Raw genomic sequence first — 23,828 nt, forward strand, 5'->3', positions numbered from 1 at the left:
TCAGCATTTCGCACCATCAGTGACAGCGCCCTGGCGAACCGGCCGCCAAAAATAACGGAGCCCGCAGGCTCCGTTATTTCATGCCACCAGCCGATCAGGCCAGTTTTTTGTGGCGTACCCGGTGTGGCTGGGCGGCCGCTTCGCCAAGACGCTTTTTGCGGTCGGCTTCGTACTCGGTGTAGTTACCTTCGAAGAAGATCGCTTGCGAGTCGTCTTCGTACGCCAGGATGTGCGTCGCCACGCGGTCAAGGAACCACCGATCGTGAGAGATCACAATGGCGGCGCCCGGGAAGTCCAGTAGGGCTTCTTCCAGGGAACGCAGGGTTTCGACGTCGAGGTCGTTGGACGGTTCGTCGAGCAGCAGCACGTTGCCGCCCTCTTTCAGGGTCAGGGCCAGGTGCAAGCGACCACGCTCACCACCAGACAGGTCCTTGACGAACTTCTGCTGATCGCCGCCCTTGAAGTTGAAACGGCCCACGTAGGTGCGCGACGGGATCTCGTAGTTGCCGATGCGGATCTGGTCGGAACCGTCGGAGATCTGCTGGAACACAGTCTTGCTGCCGTCCAGGTCTTCGCGGCTCTGGTCCACACACGCCAACTGCACGGTTTCACCGACTTCGATGCTGCCAGAATCCGGTTGTTCCTTGCCCATCAGCATGCGGAACAGGGTGGATTTACCCGCACCGTTACCGCCGATCACGCCAACGATGGCGCCTTTAGGCATGGAGAACGACAGGTTGTCGATCAGCACGCGATCGCCGTAGCCCTTGGTGACGTTCTTGAACTCGATGACCTTGTCGCCCAGGCGCGGACCGGCCGGGATGTAGATCTCGTTGGTTTCGCTGCGCTTCTGGAATTCCTGCGACTGCATTTCTTCGAAGCGTTGCAGGCGAGCCTTGGATTTCGACTGACGGGCCTTGGCGCCTTTGCGCACCCATTCCAGTTCTTCTTTCATGGCCTTTTCGTGGGCCGACTGCTGCTTGGATTCGGCCGCCAGACGATCGGACTTGGCTTCCAGCCAGCCCGAATAGTTGCCTTCGTAAGGAATGCCCGCACCGCGGTCAAGTTCCAGAATCCAGCCGGCAACGTTGTCCAGGAAGTACCGGTCGTGCGTAATCGCTACCACGGTACCCGGGAAGTCGTGCAGGAAGTGCTCCAGCCAGGCCACGGAATCGGCGTCCAGGTGGTTGGTTGGTTCGTCGAGCAGCAACATGTCCGGGGCGGACAGCAGCAGGCGGCACAGGGCCACACGACGCTTCTCACCACCGGAAAGGAATTCGACCTTGGCATCCCAGGCCGGCAGGCGCAGCGCATCGGCGGCGACTTCCAGTTGGCGTTCCAGGTTATGGCCATCGCTGGCTTGCAGGATGGCTTCGAGCTTGGCCTGTTCAGCGGCCAGTTTGTCGAAGTCGGCGTCTTCTTCAGCGTACGCCGCGTAGACCTCGTCCAGGCGTGCCTGGGCGTTCTTGATCACGCTGACCGCTTCCTCGACCACTTCACGCACGGTCTTGGTCGGATCCAGGATAGGTTCCTGCGGCAGGTAGCCGATGTTCAGGTCCGGCATCGGACGAGCCTCGCCCTCGAACTCGGTGTCGACGCCGGCCATGATTTTCAGCAGCGTGGACTTACCCGAACCGTTGAGGCCGAGAACGCCGATCTTCGCGCCAGGGAAGAACGACAGCGAAATGTTTTTCAGGATTTCCCGCTTCGGCGGAACAACTTTGCCCAGCCGATGCATGGTGAAGACGTATTGAGCCATGGAGAACCTAGCGTCAGTAACGGTGGAATAAAGCGGGCCAAGCCCGTGTCAGGCCATGCGCGGCGCGGGCATGGACCGGGGGTCGATGCCTGCTTGCGTAAAAAAGCCTGAATGTCTGGGGCTGGAACGCCCTGCGTAACCGGCAAAGCTACCTCAATGTGGCATACCCGTCCAGCCGGACGGGGCTGGCACTTTGCCACAACTCAAGGCATGCTAGCCGCCCTTCGGGCGCCAGGCTTATAGTGCACGTCGCGCCAGTCCAGCCCCACCGCAGGATTACAGATTGTCCAATGCCACTCCGCCTTCCTCCGCGCGCGCACTGAACCCTGCGACCGGATCGCCCCTGCGCGGGACGCTCAAAGGCGCCTTGGCGATGCTGGTGCTGCTGTTGCTCGGACTGTTGTTCTGGCAGTTGCTCGATCAGTTGCACGAAACCCAGAAAGACCAGCGCCAGCACACCATCGACTACACCGCCGACCTGGCCGCCCAAGTCAGCCTGAACATGGCGCTGAATGCGCAGATCGCACTCAATCTGCTACCGATCGTCGAACAACCGCAAACTGCTGAGCAGCAACAGGCCCTGCTGCGCAAATTGCAGCAGTCGCTGCCGGATCTGCTCAGCGTGGCGCTGCTCAGCCCCTCGGGCAAAGTGCTCAAGGACAGCGCCAACACCACCCCGGATGCCGACTACCTGAACGAACTGGTCAGGCGCAGTCACGCCCAGGCGCACTATTTCAGCAACGCCAATGACGGTTCGGTGGTGCACCTGCTGCTGCATCAGGCCAGCGGCAACACTCGCGGCTACTGGGCCCTGCGCCTGCGACCGAATTTTTTCGCCGGCCTGGCCAAGCAAAGCGAAGGCACCCTACGTCCGCTGTGGCTGGTGGAAAACCGCATCAATCATCAAATCATCAGCCGTGAAGACCTGCGACCCTCGGCCCAGCCGAGCCTGCTGACCGCGCAGGACCAGGCCAACACCGTGCTGACCGTGCCGCTGAGCAGCAGCGACTGGCAACTGCGCGGCCTGTTCGACCGCCAGCGGGTGATCGAGGAGCTGCTGCCGGCCTTCATCGGTAAATGCCTGCTGGGGCTGGCACTGTCCCTGTTGCCGTTCATCGCCCTGTTGAGCATGCGCCGCCGCCAACACCAGTTGCATGAAGGCCGCAGGCGTTACCAGGACATTTTCGATGGCACCGGGGTTGCGCTGTGCGTACTGGATCTGTCGGGACTCCACAGCGCCTTCGATAAAACCCGGGTGCACGACAGCGAAACCCTGCGTGCCGCCCTGGACAGTCACGAACAACGTCAGTCACTGCTGCAGGAACTGCGCATCACCGAAGTCAACCAGGTGGCCTTGCACCTGCTCGGTGTCGAGTCCTGCACGCAGGCCTGGCAACTGCTGATCGAAGGCCGGCCACTGGACGACAACAGCATTGGCGCCGCGCTGCTGGAGGCCGTGCTCAACCAGCAGGGCCAGTTGGAACTGGAAATCAAACTCAAGGATGACCAGGGCCAGGATCAACACCTGTGGCTGGTCCTGCACCTGCCCCAGGAGCAACCGGACTACCGCGCGGTGATCCTGAGCATCAACGACATCACCAGCCGCAAGCTGGTGGAACTGTCGCTGCAGGAGCGTGAAAGCTTCTGGTCCGACGTGGTGCGCACCGTGCCCGATCACCTGTACGTCCAGGATGTGCTCAGCCAGCGCATGATCTACAGCAACCACCACCTGGGGCAGACCCTGGGCTACAACAAGTCCGAACTGCAACAGATGGGCGAGTACTTCTGGGAAATCCTCCTGCACCCGGAAGACGCCGAGCTCTACCACCGCCTGCGCGAGGAGCAACGCCAGGCCGGTTATCGCCAGTTGCGCCAGTGCCCGCTGCGCTTTCGCCACCGCGACGGCCAGTGGCGCTGCTTCGAAGTGCGCGAGCAGGCGTTGGCGCGGGATGCAGACGAGCGGGTCACGCGGATCATCGGCGTCGCCAAGGACATCACCGATCAGATCGAAGCCAGCGAATCCCTGCGCGACAGTGAGCAGCGCTACCGCATGCTCGCTGAAAGCATCAGCGACGTGATCTTCTCCACCAACAACACACTCGCGCTGAACTACGTCAGCCCATCGGTGCAGGCCGTGCTCGGCTATGACGCGAACTGGATCTTCCAGAACGGCTGGCAGTCCATCGTCGCCAACCCGCAGCAACTGACCGGCATCTACAGCCTGATGGACCGCGTCAGCCGGGCCTTGAACCAACCCGAACAACTGGCACAACTGCGCAGCCAGGTGCAGACCCAGCTATTCCTGTTCGACTGCCTGCGCGCCGATGGCCGCAAGATCCCGATCGAGTTGCGGCTGGTGCTGGTGTGGGACGAACACGACGCCTTCGAAGGCGTGCTGGGAGTCGGTCGCGACATCAGCCAGCAACGGCGCGCAGAGAAAGACCTGCGCATGGCCGCCACGGTTTTCGAACACTCGACGTCGGCGATCCTGATCACCGACCCCGCCGGCTACATCGTGCAGGCCAACGACGCCTTCAGCCGGGTTAGTGGCTACGCGGTGTCCCAGGTCCTCGATCAACTGCCGAACATGTTGACCGTCGACGAGCAGCAGGAAGCGCACCTGGGCTACATCCTCAAGCAACTGCACCAGCACCGCAGCTGGGAAGGTGAAATCTGGCTCAAGCGCCGCAACGGCGAGCATTACCCGGCCTGGGTCGGCATCACCGCGGTGCTCGATGACGAGGGCGACCTGGCCAGCTACGTGTGCTTTTTCAGCGACATCAGCGAGCGCAAGGCCAGCGAGCAGCGGATTCACCGCCTCGCCTACTACGACGCCCTGACCCACCTGCCCAACCGCACCCTGTTCCAGGACCGCCTGCACACGGCCTTGCAAACGGCGCAGCGGCACAAGTCCTGGGTGGTGCTGATGTTCCTTGATCTGGACCGCTTCAAGCCGATCAACGACTCCCTGGGCCACGCCGCCGGCGATCGCATGCTCAAGGACATGGCCACCCGCCTGCTCGGCTGCGTCGACGACGATGACACCGTGGCCCGCATGGGTGGCGATGAGTTCACCCTGCTGCTGCAACCGCGCACCACCCGCGAACTGGCGCTGAACCGGGCGATTCATGTCGCCGAGCAGATTCTCGCCAGCCTGGTGAAGCCGTTTGTCCTCGAAGGCCGTGAGTTCTTTGTGACCGCCAGTATCGGCATCGCCTTGAGCCCGCAGGACGGCAACGAACTGAGCCAGTTGATGAAAAACGCCGATACGGCGATGTACCACGCCAAGGAGCGCGGCAAGAACAACTTCCAGTTCTACCAGGCGGAGATGAACGCCAGCGCCCTGGAACGCCTGGAACTGGAAAGCGACCTGCGCCACGCCCTCGAGCAGAATGAATTCGTGCTGTATTACCAGCCGCAGTTCAGCGGCGATGGCAAGCGCCTGACCGGGGCTGAAGCCCTGCTGCGCTGGCAGCATCCGCGGCGCGGGCTGGTGCCACCGGGGGACTTCATTCCGGTGCTGGAAGAACTCGGGCTGGTGGTGGACGTTGGTGACTGGGTGATCCGCGAGGCCTGTCAGCAACTCAAGCGTTGGCACCAGGCGCAGGTGCGCGTGCCAAAGGTCTCGGTGAACATTTCCGCGCGGCAGTTCTCCGATGGCCAGCTCGGCACCCGCATTGCCACCATCCTCAAGGACACGGGCCTGGCGCCGGCCTGCCTCGAGCTGGAGCTGACCGAAAGCATCCTGATGCGCGAAGTCAGCGAGGCCATGCAGATCCTCGCCGGCCTGAAGAACCTCGGCCTGAGCATCGCGGTCGACGACTTTGGTACCGGTTACTCCTCGCTTAACTACCTGAAGCAGTTCCCGATCGACGTGCTGAAAATCGACCGCACCTTTGTCGACGGCCTGCCGTCTGGCGAGCAGGATGCACAGATTGCCCGGGCGATCATTGCCATGGCCCACAGCTTGAACCTGGCGGTGATCGCCGAGGGCGTGGAAACCCATGAGCAACTGGAATTCCTGCGTGAGCATGATTGCGACGAAGTGCAGGGTTATCTGTTCGGCAGGCCGATGCCGGCGGCGCGGTTTGAAGCGCAGTTCAACAATGATGCGCTCTTCATGCTCGACTGACGTCCTGCACAGAGGCGGATGACCTCATCGCGAGCAAGCTCGCTCCCACAGGGAATTTTCGGCGTACACAAATTTTATGTGTCCCCAAAACCCCGTGGGAGCGAGCTTGCTCGCGATGGGGCCAGCATGATCACCGCTGATCCCGTCATGAAGCCCACTTGTCTGCGACATGATGTCGTTTCATATGCCAGACAAAAGCCATTGAGTTAGAATGCCTCCCTTTTCTGCCCCCACCCGATCCTTGAGGACCGCCATGTTCAGCCGTGATTTGACCATTGCCAAGTACGACGCCGACCTTTTTGCCGCCATGGAGCAAGAAGCTCAGCGCCAGGAAGAACACATCGAGCTGATCGCTTCGGAGAACTACACCAGCCCAGCGGTGATGGAAGCTCAAGGCTCGGTACTGACCAACAAGTACGCCGAAGGTTACCCGGGCAAGCGCTACTACGGCGGTTGCGAGTTCGTCGACGTGGTTGAGCAACTGGCAATTGATCGCGCCAAGGAACTGTTCGGCGCCGATTACGCCAACGTTCAGCCGCACGCCGGCTCCCAAGCCAACAGCGCCGTTTACCTGGCCCTGCTGTCGGCTGGCGACACCATCCTGGGCATGAGCCTGGCCCACGGTGGTCACCTGACCCACGGTGCCAGCGTTTCGTCCTCCGGCAAGCTGTACAACGCCATCCAGTACGGCATCGACGCCAACGGCCTGATCGACTACGACGAAGTCGAGCGCCTGGCGATCGAGCACAAGCCAAAAATGATCGTCGCCGGTTTCTCTGCCTACTCGCAGATCCTCGACTTCCCGCGCTTCCGCGAAATCGCTGACAAGGTTGGCGCCTACCTGTTCGTCGACATGGCTCACGTAGCCGGTCTGGTCGCTGCAGGCGTCTACCCGAACCCGGTGCCATTCGCTGACGTAGTGACCACCACTACCCACAAGACCCTGCGCGGTCCACGTGGCGGCCTGATCCTGGCTCGCGCCAACGCCGACATCGAGAAGAAGCTGAACTCCGCAGTATTCCCGGGCGCCCAGGGTGGTCCGCTGGAACACGTGATCGCCGCTAAAGCGATCTGCTTCAAGGAAGCACTGCAGCCTGAGTTCAAGACCTACCAGCAACAAGTGGTGAAAAACGCCCAGGCCATGGCCAGCGTGTTCATCGAGCGTGGTTTTGACGTGGTCTCCGGCGGTACTGAAAACCACCTGTTCCTGCTGTCGCTGATCAAGCAGGAAATCTCCGGTAAAGACGCCGACGCCGCTCTGGGCAAAGCGTTCATCACCGTCAACAAGAACTCGGTACCGAACGATCCACGCTCCCCGTTCGTCACCTCCGGCCTGCGCTTCGGTACTCCGGCTGTGACCACTCGTGGCTTCAAGGAAGCAGAGTGCAAGGAACTGGCCGGCTGGATCTGCGACATCCTGGCCGACCTGAACAACGAAGCGGTAATCGACGCTGTTCGTGAAAAAGTAAAAGCTATCTGCAAGAAGCTGCCGGTATACGGCGCTTAATTGCCCCGCTAAATCCGCAGCATGAAAAACCGGCCAAGCAATTGGCCGGTTTTTTTTCGTCGGGACTGACGTCATTACTCCGCGTCCACCTCTAAAAACCTGAAACAATAACCTCCCCAAAAAATTACCTGCAAAAAAACTTAGCTGATACTGTTCACCAGCTAAAAAACATGTTCAAAAGACCAACTAAGCACTTCACCATCGAGTGTTTGTTAACTCATAAAATTCAAGGACGAATTAATGACTACAAATAGACAGAAGTCTTTCATAGCAACATTGGAACTGGACAACCAGCACATTGATTTTCTAGGTGCGCTGCATGGCACCCCCGCCATACGAAACGAAACATTGTATTCCGGCGGTTTTTACACCGGTGCACCGACACCACGAGACGACTCTCACCTGCTGGGCCGCCGCGCTCTCCAAGACGTCCAGAATGCTGTGCCGCTTACGATTTACTTCCGTTGCACCGATGATTACTACCACCTTTACATCCGCTCTCATGCCACCTACACAGGGCATTGCGTGAGCAAGGATTTTGCCGGGGTTCTCGGTGCATTTCTTCCCGCAGGCAGCGACACTTCCTCGTTCAATTTCCTGAACCTGGAAAACCGGATCATCACCTTGGAAAACATGGGTAGTAATATCCAGTGGGTCCGGCTCAAGGCACGTCACTCGAAACAAATCGGTGGTATTCGCCGCCGGGGCGCACCTTACAGTTATTTGGCAGAAGTTGATGATCAGGGTCTGGTGTTCAAGTTGCGTATCATCGAGCGGAACGCCTCTTTTCTCAGTGCCCCGGACGAGATCTGACAACAACCAAACACGAGTTGTATCATTAACAACTTATTGGCCCCTTTAAATAAACACTCTAACTTCACTTCTAAGTCTGATCTACTGACCGACGCCGTGATTTATCAGTCAAAGCCCGGCCAAACGTGGTCGGGCTTTTGTCCACCCGCATTTTTCTGGGCAGAATGCGGCACCGCGCCACTGGTCAGACCGGTCATGCCAATTTTTAGGTTTCCCCTTGTAATCCGGAAAAAACCGAGCGTAGACTGCGCCTGCACTGGACATACCGGTAAGACCACAATAATTAAGGCCTGAATCTGATGCGCACAGCGCACGGCAGCCAGGACACCGATCAGGAATTCCTCCCATGCTCAGATGGTGCTCGCGTTCAATCTTCCTTCAAGTGGTGCTCGGCCTGGTGCTCGGCATCGTCTGCGGGCTTACCCTTCCCGAATACTCGGCCCAGCTCAAGCCGCTTGGCGATGGTTTCATCAAGCTGATCAAGATGCTCATCGGCCTGATCGTGTTCTGCGTGGTGGTCAGCGGTATCAGCGGTGCCGGCGACCTGAAGAAGGTCGGACGCATTGGCCTGAAATCGGTGATCTACTTCGAAGTGCTGACCACCATCGCCCTGGTGATCGGTCTGGTGTTCGCCTTCAGCACCGGCATCGGCAGCGGCGCGAACATTCACCTGGAGCAGCTTTCCGCGGCCGACATGGGCGACATTGCCCAACGCGGCCAGCACATGCACACCACCACGCAGTTCCTGATGGACCTGATTCCGACTTCGGTGATCGGCGCCTTTGCCGATAACAACATCCTGCAGGTCCTGCTGTTCTCCGTGCTGTTCGGCAGTGCGTTGAATCTGGTGGGCGAGGCGGCATCGGGTATTTCGCGGCTGATCAATGAACTCAGCCACGTGATCTTCCGCATCATGGGCATGATCGTGCGCCTGGCGCCGATCGGTGTGTTCGGTGCGATCGCCTTCACCACCAGCAAATATGGCCTGGACTCGCTGCAACACCTGGGCAGCCTGGTCGGCCTGTTCTACCTGACCTGTACTGCCTTCGTGGCCTTGATTCTCGGCTTGGTGATGCGCCTCTCCGGCTTGAAGATGTGGCCGTTGCTCAAGTACCTGCGCGAAGAACTGCTGATCGTCATGGGCACCGCTTCGTCCGACGCCGTGCTGCCACAAATCATGCGCAAGCTTGAGCATCTGGGCATCGGCAGCTCGACGGTCGGGCTGGTGATTCCAACGGGTTACTCGTTCAACCTCGACGGTTTCTCGATCTACCTGACCCTGGCCATCGTGTTCATCGCCAATGCCACCGGTACGCCGCTGGCAATGACCGACCTGCTGACGATTCTGTTGGTATCGTTGATCACCTCCAAGGGTGCCCACGGTATTCCCGGCTCGGCGCTGGTGATCCTCGCGGCCACTCTGACCGCGATCCCGGCCATTCCGGTGGTCGGCCTGGTGCTGGTCCTGGCGGTCGACTGGTTCATGGGCATCGGCCGGGCACTGACCAACCTGATCGGCAACTGCGTCGCTACCGTGGCCATTGCACGCTGGGAAAAAGACATCGATATCCAGCGTGCCAACAAAGTCCTGGCCGGCCAGCAGGGCTACAGCTTCCAGACACGCAAATCAGCGACTACCGCGCAGCAACAAGAATTTTGACCGAGCCTTGTGCCTGTCCCGGACAGGCACAACAATCAGCACCCAAGCCAATCTCATGGAGCGAACAGTGATCACCTCGTCGACAGTGGTAAATTCAGTGGTTGAAAAGCTTCGCAGCGCCCTGGCGCGCGGGCAGTGGCGCTCGGGCGAGATGTTGCCCGGGCAACGCGAACTGGCTGAACAGCTGGGGATCAGTCGCCCCAGCCTGCGCGAAGCGGTGATAGTCCTGGAAACCCTCGGCCTGGTGCGCTCCATGCCCGGCAAAGGCGTGGTGGTACTGGAAGCCAACCTCAGCGATGCGCCCATCAGCGACAACGGCGTGGCCAGCGCCAGCCTCGAGGATGTCCTGCAACTGCGCTACACCCTTGAGCCGTTCATTGTCGGCCTGGTCGCCCAGTCCATCAGCAGCAAGGAAATCGGCCAACTGCGCCTGACGCTGATGGACATGCGCGAAGCCCTCGACGCCAACGACAGCGAAGCCGGAATGAACGCCTACATCGCGTTCCACGAAGAACTGTTCACCCTGACTTGCAACCCGATCTTCCAGAACGTCGTGCAGCAGACCAGCAACGCCCTCAAGGAGAGCGCCGAGATGCTGCGCAACTCACCCGAACACCTGGCCGAGCGACTGCAGGAAAACGAAGCGGTGGTACGCGCCATCCGCAACAAGAACAGTGCCCTGGCCAGCGCCGAAATGCGCCGGCACATCCTTCGCGAAGGCCAGCGGATGGGCATTGAATTGAATATCCCGGACGACAACCTGGGCAAATAACGGCAGTAGCCCCCTTATCGGCAACCGGACTGGAGACAGGCCATGACTTCCTGCGCCTTGAAGAATCCCGCTTTCTCGATTTCTGGCACCCTGCCCCGCCGCCAGCGGGAACAATTGCGCTGCATCGACGATGTCTATCCCCAGGTATTCGACGCCATTCTCGAACACCCCATCGCTCCAGCCCCGCGCTTTACCGAGGAGAGCCTGGGCCAGCGCTTCGGAGTCAGCCGCAGTGTCATACGCCAAGTCCTGGAGCGCCTGGCCCGTCAGCAGGTGGTGATTTTGCGACCCAATCATCGCCCCCAGGTGGCCGCGCCCGATGCCGAACAGACCCGGCAGATCTTCCACGCCCGGCGATTGGCGGAAACGACCCTGGTGCGCCTGGCGTGCCAGCAGCCAGCCTCCCGGCACCTGCCGCAGTTACGCCAATGGGTCGAACGTGAACGCCAATGCCTGGAGCAGAACCGGCGGGCGGCAGCCATTCGCCTGTCTGGCGAGTTTCACCTGCAATTGGCGGACGTGGCGGGCAATGCCCCCCTGGCACAGTTCCTCGAGCGCCTGGTGCCGCTGACCTCGCTGGCATTGGCTCAGGGGCAGGCGCCGATCCTTGCCGACGGCACCTGGCAGGCGCACCAAGCCCTCGTCGAGGCCGTCGAGCGCGGCGATGCACGGATGGCCGAAACCCTGATCAACCGTCACCTGGATCACCTGCAAGCGTTATTGCTCAACCCCTGATCGGCAGCCCGGGCAAGGCTGACAACTTCAGGCAGCGGCCACCCGGGCAAAGCCTGCGCGGATCTTGTCTTCCGGCAAATCATCGGCAATGAACACGATCACGCTTTCGCGCGCTTCACCTTCGGCCCACTCAGTGTCCCAATCGAAGCCATACAGCTTCAGCACCCCCTGAAACACCATGCGCCGCGATTCCCCGGCAATACTCAGCACGCCTTTGTAGCGCAGCAGTTGTTTGCCGTGCGCTTCCAGCAGTTCATTCATGAACTCGCTGAGCCGGTCGATATCCAGCGCCTGATCGCTGCGCAGCACCAGGCTGGAGATGCGGTCGATTGATGGTGCCTTGCTCACCGGGCGCAAGCTGACTCCGCCACCGAGGTCGGCATTGAGATTGAAGCCGCGCACATCAAGCAACTCGGCCAGGTCGATCTTGCCGTGTTCGACCAGGCGGATCGGTGCGCGGCGATTGATCCGGGTCAGGCGCTCACTCAGTGCGGTGAATGTCGCCTCGTCCACCAGGTCACGTTTGCTGACCAGCAGGCGATCGGCAAAACCGATCTGAGCCTGGGCAATGGTCTGGGTCAGGTGCACGTCGGCGTGCGCGGCGTCTACCAGGGTGATGATGCCGTCGAGGATATAGCGCTCGCGCAACTCTTCATCGATAAAGAACGTCTGGGCCACGGGAGCCGGGTCGGCCAGGCCGGTGCATTCGATCACCAGGCGATCAAAAGTGAGTTCGCCACTGTCCAGGCGCTCAAGCAGCAGGTACAGGGCTTTGGTCAGGTCGGTGTGAATAGTGCAGCAGACGCAGCCATTGGACAGCGTCATCACTTGCACCGGCTCGTCTCCCAACAATTGGGTGTCGATACCGGCATCACTGAATTCGTTTTCGATTACGGCGATTTTCAGCCCGTGCTCGGTTTTGAGCAGATGACGCAGCAGCGTGGTCTTGCCGGCACCGAGGAAGCCACTGAGGACCGTTACCGGGATGGGAGAGGACACGTTCGATCTCCTGTTTCACAAAATTGAAAAGAAACACAAAACAAATGTGGGAGCGGGCTTGTCCGCGATGGCGGACTATCACTCAACATTGATGTTGAATGTAAAGTCGCTATCGCGGGCAAGCCCGCTCCCACAGGGATTGCATCAACCTGGCTGTCAGATCAACAGCACTTGGGCCCACCCTTGCCGCCGTAACGAGCTTCCTGGCGTTCGCGAAAGAACATCTCGTAGCTCATCACCGGCTTGTCCGGGTGGTTGGTTTGCATATGCTCGACGTAATTGTCGTAGTCGGGCATGCCGACCATCAGGCGCGCGGCCTGACCGAGGTATTTACCGAGGCGACTCAGGTCATTGAACACAGGTGCAATCCTCTCTTACGCATCCGGCAGGGCCTGGTAGGGCGATTCTTTATCCGTACGCTCCTTGCTGCCCCAGGCGGCAATACCGACCTTGAGTGCATAGAACAGGATACTGAAGACCACGAACAGGAACAGCGCGGTGAGCGTTGCGTTGGTGTAGGCGTTGAAGATCACGTGCTCCATCTGCGCAATGTTCTTGGCCGGAGCGAGAACCTGGCCATTAGCCAAGGCATCGCTGTACTTCTTGGCCAGGGACAGGAAGCCGATCGCCGGGTTGGCGTCGAACAGCTTGATGAAGCCTGCGGTGGTGGTGCAGATCAGCAGCCAAACCGCCGGCAGCATGGTGACCCAGATGTAGCGCTGGCGCTTCATTTTGATCAGCACGACCGTGGCAAGCATCAGCGCAATACCGGCCAGCATCTGGTTGGAGATACCGAACAGCGGCCACAAGGTATTGATCCCACCCAGCGGATCGACCACGCCCTGGTACAGCAACCAGCCCCACATCGCCACACAACCGGCTGTCGCGATCAGGTTGGCAGTCCAGGACTCGGTACGCTTGAGGGCCGGAACAAAAGACCCGAGCAGGTCCTGCAGCATGAATCGTCCAGCACGGGTACCGGCGTCCACCGCCGTCAGGATGAACAGCGCTTCGAACAGAATGGCAAAGTGGTACCAGAATGCCATGGTGTTTTCACCAGGCAGGACACTGTGCAGGATCTGCGCGATACCGACCGCCAGGGTCGGTGCACCGCCGGCACGCGCCAGGATGGTGGTTTCGCCGATGTCATTGGCCACCGCCTGCAGGGCTTCCGGGGTAATCGCGAAGCCCCAACTACTGACGGTTTGCGCCACGCTGACCACATCACTGCCAACCACGGCTGCCGGGCTATTCATGGCGAAGTACACGCCTGGCTCGATCACCGAGGCGGCAACCATGGCCATGATGGCCACGAAAGACTCCATCAGCATGCCGCCGTAACCGATATAGCGGGCGTTGGTTTCGTTATCCAGCAGCTTGGGCGTAGTGCCCGAAGAGATCAGCGCATGGAAGCCGGAGACCGCACCACAGGCAATGGTAATGAACAGGAACGGGAACAGACCGCCCTTCCACACCGGGCCCGTGCCATCAATGAACTGGGTCAGCGCCGGCATTTTCAGCTCAGGCATGGTCACCAGGATGCCAATGGCCAGGGCAATGATGGTGCCGATCTTGAGGAAGGTAGACAGGTAGTCACGAGGCGCCAGAATCAGCCACACCGGCAACGACGCCGCGACAAAGCCATAGCCCACCAGCATCCAGGTAATCTCGATCCCGGTGAAGGTGAAAGCCTTGGCCCAGACCGGATCCGCGGCAATCTGCCCGCCCAGCCAGATGGAGCCCAGCAGCAGCAACACGCCGATCACCGAGATCTCGCCAATGCGACCCGGGCGGACGTAGCGCATGTAGAGGCCCATGAACATCGCGATCGGGATGGTCGCCATCACCGTGAAAATGCCCCAAGGGCTTTCGGCCAGGGCCTTGACCACGATCAGCGCCAGCACCGCAAGGATGATGATCATGATCAGGAAGCAGCCAAACAGCGCGATGGTGCCAGGGACGCGGCCCATTTCTTCACGGACGATGTCACCCAAGGAACGGCCGTTGCGGCGGGTGGACATGAACAGGACCATGAAGTCCTGGACGGCACCCGCCAGCACCACGCCCGCGATCAGCCACAGCGTGCCGGGCAAATAGCCCATCTGCGCTGCCAGCACCGGGCCGACCAACGGGCCAGCACCGGCAATAGCGGCAAAGTGGTGACCGAACAGAATGTGTTTGTTGGTCGGCACATAGTCCAGACCATCATTGTTGAGCACTGCGGGGGTGGCCCGCCGTGGGTCGAGTTGCATCACATGGGTTGCGATGAACAGGCTGTAGTAACGATATGCGACCAGATAAATGGCCACTGCCGCGACCACAATCCACAAGGCGTTGATCGCCTCACCCCGTCGCAATGCCACTACGCCGAGGGCGCACGCTCCTACGATTGCCAGCAGCAGCCAGGGTAAGTGGCGTAGCAGGCTATTATTATTTTTCATTTTTTTATTCCAGCCAGGTGGACTTGAGAGACAGCCACCCCGAGTTTAGCGCCGATTTCGCCAAAGGCCATACCCCGACATTGGTCTAGAGCCTTGCCTTGAGTGGCAGCGCCTACGGATGCGGGTCTATAGTCAGCCCATTCGCGGAGGAACTGCACCATGAGCACCCACGCTGGCAATCGCCGTCGTTTCCGGCGAATCGCATTCGACGCCCGAACCGAACTGAGCCAGGGCAATCACCGCTGGCCGGTGAAACTACTCGACCTGTCGCTCAAGGGCTTGCTGGTGCAACGCCCGGATCCCTGGCTGGGCGATCGCAACCGGATCTTTTCGGTGGACATTCACTTGAGTGAAGAAACCGAAATCCGCATGGACGTGCAATTGACCCACGAAGAGCACGACCAACTCGGATTTGTCTGTCGCTACATCAGCCTGGAGTCCGTCAGCAGCTTGCGCCGGCTGATCGAACTCAATCTCGGTGACCCGCAGGAGCTGGAGCGCGAACTGGGTGCCCTGATCGAAACCTGAGCGCCGGGGTTACTCGAACAATGCGTCGAGGGCTTGTTCCAGGCGCGTCACCGCGATGATCCGCAACCCTGCCGGGGCTTCCTTCGGGGCATTGCCTTTGGGCACGATCGCGCGCTTGAAGCCGTGCTTGGCGGCTTCTTTCAAACGTTCCTGGCCGCTGGGCACCGGGCGCACTTCCCCGGACAAACCGACTTCACCAAACACCAGCAAATCGTGGGGCAACGGCCGGTTACGCAGGCTGGACATCACGGCGGCCATCAACGCCAGGTCCGAAGCGGTTTCCAATACCTTGACCCCGCCCACCACGTTGAGGAATACATCCTGGTCGTGGGTCGGAATACCACCATGCCGGTGCAGGACTGCCAGCAACATGGCCAGCCGGTTCTGATCCAGGCCCAGGGTCACCCGGCGCGGATTGGCCAGGTGGCTGTCGTCCACCAGCGCCTGGACTTCCACCAACATGGGACGGGTACCTTCCCACGTAGCCATGACCACACTGCCCGGCACTTCTTCCTGGGCCCGGGTAAGGAAAATCGCCGACGGATTGGAGACTTCTTTCAGGCCCTTGTCGGTCATGCCGAAAACACCCAGTTCGTTAACCGCGCCAAAACGGTTTTTCACCGCTCGCAACAGGCGCAGGCGACCATCGGACTCGCCTTCGAAATACAGCACGGTGTCGACCATGTGCTCCAGGACCCTAGGCCCCGCCAGCGCGCCTTCCTTGGTCACATGACCGACCAGGAAAATCGCCGTGCCGCTTTGTTTCGCGTAACGCACCAACAGCGCCGCACTTTCGCGCACCTGGGACACGCCGCCGGGTGCCGACTGCAGTTGTTCAGTGAAAATCGTCTGGATCGAGTCGATCACCATGACCTTGGGCTTTTCCACCCGCGCCGTGGCGATGATGGTTTCGATACAGGTTTCGGTCATGACCCGCAGTTGATCCTGGGGCAAGCCCAGGCGTCGGGCACGCATGGCCACTTGCTGCTGTGACTCCTCACCGGTGACATAGAGGGCCGGCATGCGGGTGGCGAGATTGCACAGGGTTTGCAGGAGAATGGTTGACTTGCCGATCCCCGGATCACCGCCGATCAACACCACGGAACCGTCGACCAGGCCACCGCCCAGCACTCGGTCGAGCTCGCCGGAAGCGGTGGAGAAACGCGGAATCTCTTCGACGCTGACTTCGGCCAGGGTCTTGATCTGCGCCTGCTGCCCGGCCCAGCCAGTACGCCCGCTGGGAGCGGCGGCACCGCCACTCTCCACCATGGTTTCGGTCAGGGTGTTCCAGGCCCCGCACTCACCGCATTGGCCCGCCCATTTGGGGAAGGTCGAACCGCACTCGGTGCAGCCGTACATGCGTTTTGCCTTGGCCATCTGAACTCCCGGGAAAAAACCGCGATGATAACCCAGCTGGAAAGGTTCGGTACGGCAGAAGGCTGATGGTTATTTTGTACAACTTAGGCACCGTGTCCAGAAAGGTTAAAACTATCCACCATTCAATTCCCCGTTAAACACCACGACCCGCACTGCTCAAGTTTCAGCAACGTAATAAACGTATTGCTTGGCTGTCACCGAGTTAGAACCACCACACCTTTTTTCGACAAGCTCTCTCAAGCAATCAAACCCAAAAACTTGTACAACCCTTCAAATAAGTACAGCACTTGTACAACTCAAATATCAAAATACCTTCATCTTGATATCACTTGTTTGATTCGGGTATTTACCTAATAACCAGGAACACAAAACTTACAGAGGCAGACCAAAAACATTCAAAAAGTGAGTTCAATTAACCGCTCAATCTCAGGCCGACCTTATCACCAGCCCCCTTCGTCACTGACCAATATCGAGGCCAGGCAGAAGGTCCAACTGACCCACGCATCTCAGTGCACAAAAGACCACGCAGATCGGCCACCGATGCCCATCCAGGTGCGGAGTTGATGGCATTTTGTAAACTTCTTGCCACCTTTCAGGTCGATAGTGACGTGAAACGCAAGCACTTGTGTCGAGCAAGACCCGTTTTGGTGAATTACACTGCGTTCACCAACCTCATCTGTAACAAGGAATAACCTATGGGCGTGATAAGTGAGTTCAAGGCCTTCGCGGTCAAAGGGAATGTGGTCGACATGGCCGTGGGCATCATCATCGGTGCGGCGTTCGGCAAGATCGTAACGTCGTTTGTCGGGGACCTGATCATGCCGCCAATCGGCCTGCTGATCGGTGGGGTGGACTTCGGGGACCTGGCAATCACCCTGAAAGCGGCACAGGGCGACGCCCCGGCCGTGGTGCTGGCCTACGGTAAATTCATCCAGAGCATCATCGACTTCGTGATCGTCGCATTCGCGATCTTCATGGGCGTCAAGGCCATCAACCGCCTGAAGCGCGAAGAGGCCGTGGCACCAAGCCTGCCGCCTGTTCCGACCAAGGAAGAAGAGCTGCTGGGAGAGATCCGCGACCTGCTCAAGGTGCAGAACAGCAAGCCCTGAGGGCGGTGAAGAAAACCAGAACGGCGCCCAATGGCGCCGTTTTTTCTACCAGTAGTTTTCTACCGCGACCTGGCCAGGACGCCGGCTCAGGCTCAATTGCAGGTCACGCCGTTTCAACAGGTTACGCGTCTCGTCGATCATCTGCGGGTTGCCACATAGCATCACCCGCGAATGCTCGGCAGTGATCGGCACCCCCGCGGCCCGCTCCAGCTCACCATTTTCAAGCAGGTGAGTGATTCGCCCCTGCAACGCCCCCGGGTGCTGTTCACGTGTCACCGTGGCAATAAACTGCAGCTTGTGGGCGTACTCCGCCAGATACTCACGCTCCGCCAAGCCGGCGATCAATGCCTGATACGCCAGCTCGCGGGCCTCACGCACGCTGTACACCAGAATGATCCGCTGGAATTTTTCCCAGGCCTCGAAGTCCTGCAAGATCGATAGAAATGGCGCGATCCCGGTACCAGTGGACAGCAACCACAGATCACGTCCATCGACAAAACGATCAAGCGTCAGATACCCAAAAGCCTGCCGGTCGACCAGCAAGGTATCGCCGACGTTGAGGCGACTCAGCTCGCTGGTGAACTCACCACCCGGCACGACAATTGAGAAGAACTCGAGATACTCATCATGGGGTGAAGACACCATGGAATAGGCTCGCCACACCGTGCTGCCGTCGGCCCTGGTTACACCCAGACGCGCAAACTGCCCCGCCCGAAACCGAAAACCCGCGTCACGCGTGGTGCGCAAGGTAAACAGGCTGGGGGTCAATGGCTGTACATCGAGCAAGGTCTGACGGGTGAATTTCTCTTCACTGGCGCTCATGAGGGACTCCGCAGGTCTGATGCCCCCAGTGTCCCGCAAAGCCAAGGGAAGAAACACCGTTGATTTGTAGTGTTATTAACCCACGAGCTAGACATTACCCACTAGATAGTTAATAACTTAAACAATTATGTTTAACATACAAATAAACCATTCAAATCCAGTCACTTAAATATCAAATAGCCCACAGGTGCGGCCAGATATCTGCCAGCTTTCGTGACACATAACCAATTCATTATTTTTCGCCTTTAGCAAGAGCAAAAAAATCGCACGCCCACGGTAGGATATATCCTACACTCAGCAAGTGCTGTTTTTTGGACGTATCCAGCACTTTTTAAGTTAAGTTTTGGGAGATTTTTTTCAATGGAGATCTGGAAGGAAACACAGCTCAGGAAACTGGCAACCGAATCGAACATCGAGACCGCTTATAAAATAGCTCTGAACCTGTTCAATAACATGGGTTATGAATATTGCGCATTTTCAATTACTTCCCACTCAACAACTCAACGTTTTGACAGCGTCAACCTGAACAACTACCCCCATGACTGGAATACCCAGTATGAAAAAAACCACTACAGTTCGATTGATCCGATAGTTGCCCATTGCCACCATTCAATCCTGCCCATTGTCTGGAACCGCAAGACGTTCGCCAAAGCCCCCGCCCTCTGGAGCGCACTGCAGGAGCAAGGTTTGCAGCATGGCTGGTCACAACCGGCACATGACGCAAACGGCCCAGCCATCAGCATGCTCAGCCTGGCTCGCAGTCATTGCCAAGTCAGCTCTTTCGAGCTTTACGAGCACCTCGGCTATGCGGTTTTCATCAGTCACACGCTGCACGCCCTGGCGATGCATAAACTCTCCAGCCAACACCCTCCGTGCATAAGCGTGACCCACCTGTCGCCGCGCGAGATCGAAGTCTTGAAATGGTCAGCAGATGGCAAGACCGCCTCGGACATTGCCACCATCCTGAGCCTCAGTGAGCGCACGGTAAATTTCCACGTCAGCAGTTCGATCAAGAAACTGGGGGTGAACAACAAAATCTCGGCCGTGGTGAAGGCCACCAAATCACACATGATCTGAGCCTTGAACGAACCGTACCGGGGATGAGCCATGCCCAACGAGGAAAACCGACGAGTATTCCCATCGAAAAAAACGTACCATTTGCTCCGTTCTGAGTGACTGCGCCCAAACCAAGCGCCGCAGTCCACTCAGACGGTCCCGCCAGCCTCACCCCCTACAGACCTGCGGGACATTCGTTGATTATCCAGAGTCCCCGCCCCATGCCCCTGCTCGAAAGCCCCTTCGCTCAACTCGACCTGATTCGCCAACCGGAACAGCCTAACGAACCGCTGCAGGCTTTCGATGCCGCGGATGAGTACCTGCTCAATCATCTGGCCGAACAGCAGCCCGCCGCGAACACTCGGGTGCTGGTGCTCAACGACAGCTTTGGCGCCTTGGCGGCAAGCCTGGCCGGCAAGGTGGCGCTGACCAGCAGCGGTGACTCGTTTCTCGCCGCCCAGGGCCTGGAAAAAAACCTGGTGCGCAATGGCCTGCCGTTTGACGCGGTCACTGTGTTGCCCGCCAGCGCGCCCTTGCTTGGCCCGTTTGATCGGGTGCTGATTCGTGTGCCCAAGACCCTGGCCTTGCTGGAGGAGCAGTTGATTCGCTTGCAGGGGCAACTGGCGCCCGGCGCGCAAGTGATCGCGGCCGCCATGATCAAGCATCTGCCGCGGGCTGCGGGCGAACTGCTGGAACGTTATGTCGGCCCGATGCAGGCCTCGCTGGCGGTGAAGAAGGCCCGGTTGCTGATCGCAACCCCGGACGCCCGACCGGCGATAGCGTCGCCCTACCCAACCCGCTATCGCCTCGATCAACCGGCGATCGAACTGCTCAATCACGCCAACGTATTTTGCCGCGAAGGCCTGGATATCGGGACCCGCGCGTTTCTCCCCCACCTGCCAAGCAACCTCGGCCAGGCGCGGGTCGCCGACCTCGGTTGCGGCAATGGCGTACTGGCCATCGCCAGCGCCCTGAACAACCCCGAAGCCCACTACACCCTGGTCGATGAGTCGTTCATGGCCGTGCAGTCGGCCGAGCAGAACTGGCAGGCCGCGCTGGGTCAGCGCGAGGTGACAGTGCGCGCCGGCGATGGCCTGGCCGGGCAAGAGCCGCAGTCGCTGGACGTGGTGCTGTGCAATCCACCGTTCCATCAGCAGCAGGTGGTGGGCGACTTCCTTGCCTGGCGCATGTTCCAGCAGGCGCGTGAAGCCTTGGTAGTGGGCGGTGCGCTGTACATCGTCGGCAACCGGCACCTGGGCTATCACAGCAAACTGGCGCGGCTGTTCCGAGGCGTCGAGCAAGTCGCAGCCACGCCAAAATTCGTGATCCTCAAAGCACGTAAGTAACCGGCCAAAAAAAACCCTCCAGCGGAGGGCTATAAATCCGCGCCGCAAGGCAACGGGATGGGAAGTTCAGTGCTCAGTGGGTACTCAAGCCTGCGGCGTTCATGAACAGGCGCATCAGGCTGGCGACCACGAACAGCGCCAGCACGCTGCCGACCCAGATCCCGGCCAGCCAGCCAAGCCGATGCCACAGCGGCTTCTTTTCAGCCTCTTCGATTTCCCGCAAAGATTGTTTATCTGCCATTGCACAGGTCCTCGGTTGGGGGGAGACGGCGCCGTTCAAGGCGCCGTCATGCACCTAGTGGTAGCCGTCTTCGTGGGTCACCTTGCCGCGGAACACGTAGTAGCTCCAGAAGGTGTAGCCCAGGATGAACGGAATGATGAACAGCGTGCCGACCAGCATGAAGCCCTGACTTTGCGGCGGTGCGGCAGCGTCCCAGATGGTTATCGACGGTGGCACGATGTACGGCCACAGGCTGATGCCCAGCCCGCTGTAGCCCAGGAAGATCAGTACCAGGGTCAACAGGAACGGGGTGTAGTGGGCATTGCGGGCCACCGCACGCAGTAATCCGTACATGGTCACCAATACCAGGATCGGCACCGGCAGGAACCAGAACAGGTTAGGCAGGGTGAACCAGCGCGCAGCGATCTCGGCATGGGCCAGCGGCGTCCAGATACTGACGATACCGATCACCGCCAACACCACGAACGCCAGCGGCCGCGCCAGGTTGTGCATTTGCTCCTGCAGCTTGCCTTCGGTCTTCATGATCAACCAGGTGCACCCCAGCAGCGCATACGCCACCACCAGTGCCGCACCGCAGAACAGGGTGAAAGGCGTCAGCCAGTCCAGCGAGCCGCCGGCGAACTGGCGGTCAACCACTTTGAAGCCATCGATAAACGCACCGAGGGCCACGCCCTGGAAGAAGGTCGCGGTGATCGAGCCACCGATAAACGCCTTGTCCCAAACGTGCACCTTGTCGTCCTTGGCCTTGAAGCGGAACTCGAAGGCCACCCCGCGAAAGATCAGCCCGATGAGCATCAGGATCAACGGCAGGTACAAGGCCGAAAGGACCACCGAGTAGGCCAGCGGGAAGGCCCCGAACAACGCGGCGCCCCCCAGTACCAGCCAGGTTTCGTTACCGTCCCAGACCGGGGCGACGGTGTTCATCATCACGTCACGGTCGCTTTTGCCCTTGATGAACGGGAAAAGAATCCCGATCCCCAGGTCAAAGCCGTCCATGACCACGTACATCATGATGCCGAAGATGATAATCACGGCCCAGATCAGTGGAAGATCAATACCCATGACTCAATTCCCCTTGTTCAGGCTGTCGCTGTGGTCACCTTCGGTGCCGTCATCGGCAGCGGAAAGCGGACGGGCCGGCGTGCGTTGCTGACCAGGACCACCGTGGCTCGGTTCGGCCCCTTCATTGAGCTTGGGCCCCTTGCGCACCAGGCGCATCATGTAGCCCAGGCCCACACCGAACAGCGAGAAATACACCACCACAAACAGCGCCAGGGTAATGCTCATCTGCACCACGCTGTGCCCGGAGGAGGCATCAGCGGTGCGCATCACCCCGTAGATCACCCACGGTTGGCGCCCGACTTCCGTGGTGAACCAGCCCGCGAGAATTGCGATCAGGCCAGAAGGCCCCATCCACAGGGTCAGGTACAGGAACGCGCGGTTCGAATACAGCCGGTCACGCTTGCGCAGCCACAGGCTCCACAGGCCGGTGAAGATCATCAGCATGCCCAGGCCGACCATGATCCGGAACGACCAGAACACGATGGTCGAGTTCGCCCGGTCTTCCGGCGGGAATTCCTTGAGCGCCGGCACCTGCTTGTCCAGCGAGTGGGTCAGGATCAGGCTGCCCAGGTACGGAATTTCCACCGCGTACTTGGTCCGCTCCTCCTTCATGTCCGGCCAGCCGAACAGGATCAGCGGCGTCGGTTCGTCGCCATGGTTTTCCCAGTGACCTTCGATCGCGGCGATTTTCGCCGGTTGGTGCTTGAGGGTGTTGAGCCCGTGGAAGTCACCGATCACGGCCTGGATCGGCGCGACGATCAACGCCATCCACATGGCCATCGACAGCATGGTGCGGATCGCCGGGTTGTCGCGACCGCGCAGCAGGTGCCAGGCTGCCGACGAACCGACGAAGAATGCGGTCGCGACAAAGGCAGCGGTGGCCATGTGCATCAGGCGATAGGGGAACGACGGGTTGAAAATCACCGCAAACCAGTCCACCGGGATGACCTGGCCGTTGATGATTTCGTACCCCTGGGGGGTCTGCATCCAGCTGTTGGAGGCGAGAATCCAGAACGTCGAGATCAGCGTGCCAATCGCCACCATGATCGTGGCGAAGAAGTGCAGCTTGCGCCCCACCTTGTTCCAGCCAAACAGCATGACGCCGAGGAAGCCGGCTTCGAGGAAGAATGCCGTGAGCACTTCATAGGTCAGCAATGGCCCAGTGACGGAGCCCGCGAAGTCCGAGAAACGGCTCCAGTTGGTACCGAACTGGTAGGCCATGACCAGGCCGGAGACGACCCCCATGCCGAAGTTGACGGCAAAGATCTTCGACCAGAAATGGTAGAGGTCACGGTAGGTGTTGTTGTTGGTCTTCAGCCACAGGCCTTCAAGCACCGCCAGGTAACTCGCCAGGCCGATGGTGATCGCCGGGAACAGGATGTGGAATGAGATGGTGAACGCGAACTGAATTCGGGCGAGATCAAGTGCCTCCAAACCGAACATAAGTCTTCCTCTGTCAGGTAAAACGG

General features: G+C 59.6%; 19 protein-coding genes. 10 read left to right on the forward strand and 9 right to left on the reverse strand.

Annotated elements, in window-relative coordinates:
• Window positions 1-94: 94 nt before the first annotated feature.
• The gene (gene ettA, locus QMK50_RS10230) at window positions 95-1,759 is read right to left on the reverse strand and encodes an energy-dependent translational throttle protein EttA (RefSeq protein ID WP_095166464.1); all 1,665 of its coding nucleotides are present in this window, start codon (window positions 1,757-1,759) and stop codon (window positions 95-97) included.
• Between the two features lie 283 nt (window positions 1,760-2,042).
• On the opposite strand from ettA, the gene QMK50_RS10235 reads away from it, so the two are divergent.
• From QMK50_RS10235 to QMK50_RS10260, 6 genes are all read left to right on the forward strand, one after another.
• Window positions 2,043-5,891 (forward strand): EAL domain-containing protein, encoded by a 3,849-nt coding sequence (locus QMK50_RS10235; protein WP_320333054.1) that lies wholly within the window; start codon window positions 2,043-2,045, stop codon window positions 5,889-5,891.
• A 253-nt stretch (window positions 5,892-6,144) separates the two neighbouring features.
• Window positions 6,145-7,398 (forward strand): serine hydroxymethyltransferase, encoded by a 1,254-nt coding sequence (glyA, locus tag QMK50_RS10240; protein WP_320333055.1) that lies wholly within the window; start codon window positions 6,145-6,147, stop codon window positions 7,396-7,398.
• Between the two features lie 240 nt (window positions 7,399-7,638).
• The gene (locus QMK50_RS10245; RefSeq protein WP_320333056.1) at window positions 7,639-8,211 is read left to right on the forward strand and encodes a hypothetical protein; all 573 of its coding nucleotides are present in this window, start codon (window positions 7,639-7,641) and stop codon (window positions 8,209-8,211) included.
• A 346-nt stretch (window positions 8,212-8,557) separates the two neighbouring features.
• Window positions 8,558-9,871 (forward strand): C4-dicarboxylate transporter DctA, encoded by a 1,314-nt coding sequence (locus QMK50_RS10250; protein WP_320333057.1) that lies wholly within the window; start codon window positions 8,558-8,560, stop codon window positions 9,869-9,871.
• Window positions 9,872-9,938: 67 nt separating this feature from the next.
• The gene (locus tag QMK50_RS10255) at window positions 9,939-10,643 is read left to right on the forward strand and encodes a FadR/GntR family transcriptional regulator (protein ID WP_320333058.1); all 705 of its coding nucleotides are present in this window, start codon (window positions 9,939-9,941) and stop codon (window positions 10,641-10,643) included.
• 42 nt (window positions 10,644-10,685) lie between these two features.
• Entirely contained in the window at window positions 10,686-11,378 is a 693-nt protein-coding gene (locus tag QMK50_RS10260; protein WP_320333059.1) for a GntR family transcriptional regulator, read from the forward strand.
• A 27-nt stretch (window positions 11,379-11,405) separates the two neighbouring features.
• On the opposite strand, the gene yjiA is transcribed toward QMK50_RS10260, so the two are convergent.
• The 3 genes from yjiA to QMK50_RS10275 form a co-directional block, all read right to left on the reverse strand.
• The gene (gene yjiA, locus QMK50_RS10265) at window positions 11,406-12,377 is read right to left on the reverse strand and encodes a GTPase (protein ID WP_159998064.1); all 972 of its coding nucleotides are present in this window, start codon (window positions 12,375-12,377) and stop codon (window positions 11,406-11,408) included.
• Between the two features lie 161 nt (window positions 12,378-12,538).
• Window positions 12,539-12,736, reverse strand: coding sequence for a YbdD/YjiX family protein (locus QMK50_RS10270; protein WP_028620750.1), 198 nt, complete (start codon window positions 12,734-12,736; stop codon window positions 12,539-12,541).
• A 15-nt stretch (window positions 12,737-12,751) separates the two neighbouring features.
• Window positions 12,752-14,818, reverse strand: coding sequence for a carbon starvation CstA family protein (locus QMK50_RS10275; protein WP_095166437.1), 2,067 nt, complete (start codon window positions 14,816-14,818; stop codon window positions 12,752-12,754).
• Between the two features lie 159 nt (window positions 14,819-14,977).
• On the opposite strand from QMK50_RS10275, the gene QMK50_RS10280 reads away from it, so the two are divergent.
• On the forward strand, window positions 14,978-15,346 hold the full coding sequence (locus tag QMK50_RS10280) for a PilZ domain-containing protein (RefSeq protein ID WP_095166436.1): 369 nt from the start codon (window positions 14,978-14,980) through the stop codon (window positions 15,344-15,346).
• A 9-nt stretch (window positions 15,347-15,355) separates the two neighbouring features.
• On the opposite strand, the gene radA is transcribed toward QMK50_RS10280, so the two are convergent.
• Entirely contained in the window at window positions 15,356-16,723 is a 1,368-nt protein-coding gene (radA, locus tag QMK50_RS10285) for a DNA repair protein RadA (protein ID WP_095166434.1), read from the reverse strand.
• A gap of 695 nt (window positions 16,724-17,418) precedes the next feature.
• On the opposite strand from radA, the gene mscL reads away from it, so the two are divergent.
• Complete coding sequence (gene mscL, locus QMK50_RS10290) at window positions 17,419-17,832, forward strand: large-conductance mechanosensitive channel protein MscL (protein ID WP_095166433.1); 414 nt, start codon at window positions 17,419-17,421, stop codon at window positions 17,830-17,832.
• Between the two features lie 45 nt (window positions 17,833-17,877).
• Here mscL and QMK50_RS10295 read toward each other — a convergent pair whose 3' ends face one another.
• On the reverse strand, window positions 17,878-18,654 hold the full coding sequence (locus QMK50_RS10295) for a ferredoxin--NADP reductase (protein ID WP_095166431.1): 777 nt from the start codon (window positions 18,652-18,654) through the stop codon (window positions 17,878-17,880).
• A gap of 360 nt (window positions 18,655-19,014) precedes the next feature.
• Between QMK50_RS10295 and QMK50_RS10300 the strand changes: the two genes are divergently transcribed.
• Together QMK50_RS10300 and QMK50_RS10305 are read left to right on the forward strand one after the other, a co-directional pair.
• Window positions 19,015-19,731 (forward strand): autoinducer binding domain-containing protein, encoded by a 717-nt coding sequence (locus tag QMK50_RS10300; protein ID WP_320333060.1) that lies wholly within the window; start codon window positions 19,015-19,017, stop codon window positions 19,729-19,731.
• A gap of 200 nt (window positions 19,732-19,931) precedes the next feature.
• Window positions 19,932-21,056: a methyltransferase gene (locus tag QMK50_RS10305; protein WP_320333061.1), complete on the forward strand. Its 1,125-nt coding sequence runs from the start codon at window positions 19,932-19,934 to the stop codon at window positions 21,054-21,056.
• A 73-nt stretch (window positions 21,057-21,129) separates the two neighbouring features.
• Here the strand turns inward: QMK50_RS10305 and QMK50_RS10310 are convergent, their stop codons facing one another.
• Genes QMK50_RS10310 through QMK50_RS10320 form a run of 3 tightly spaced genes read right to left on the reverse strand, consistent with a single transcriptional unit; the run spans window position 21,130 to window position 23,802 of the window.
• Window positions 21,130-21,297 carry a DUF2474 domain-containing protein gene (locus QMK50_RS10310; RefSeq protein ID WP_095166426.1) on the reverse strand — a complete coding sequence of 56 codons (168 nt, stop codon included), beginning with the start codon at window positions 21,295-21,297 and terminating at the stop codon, window positions 21,130-21,132.
• A 54-nt stretch (window positions 21,298-21,351) separates the two neighbouring features.
• Window positions 21,352-22,359: a cytochrome d ubiquinol oxidase subunit II gene (gene cydB, locus QMK50_RS10315; RefSeq protein ID WP_095166424.1), complete on the reverse strand. Its 1,008-nt coding sequence runs from the start codon at window positions 22,357-22,359 to the stop codon at window positions 21,352-21,354.
• Window positions 22,360-22,362: 3 nt separating this feature from the next.
• Window positions 22,363-23,802 (reverse strand): cytochrome ubiquinol oxidase subunit I, encoded by a 1,440-nt coding sequence (locus QMK50_RS10320; RefSeq protein WP_320333062.1) that lies wholly within the window; start codon window positions 23,800-23,802, stop codon window positions 22,363-22,365.
• Window positions 23,803-23,828: the final 26 nt, after the last annotated feature.

It is taken from the genome of Pseudomonas sp. P5_152, assembly GCF_033989915.1.
Taxonomy (GTDB): Bacteria; Pseudomonadota; Gammaproteobacteria; order Pseudomonadales; family Pseudomonadaceae; genus Aquipseudomonas.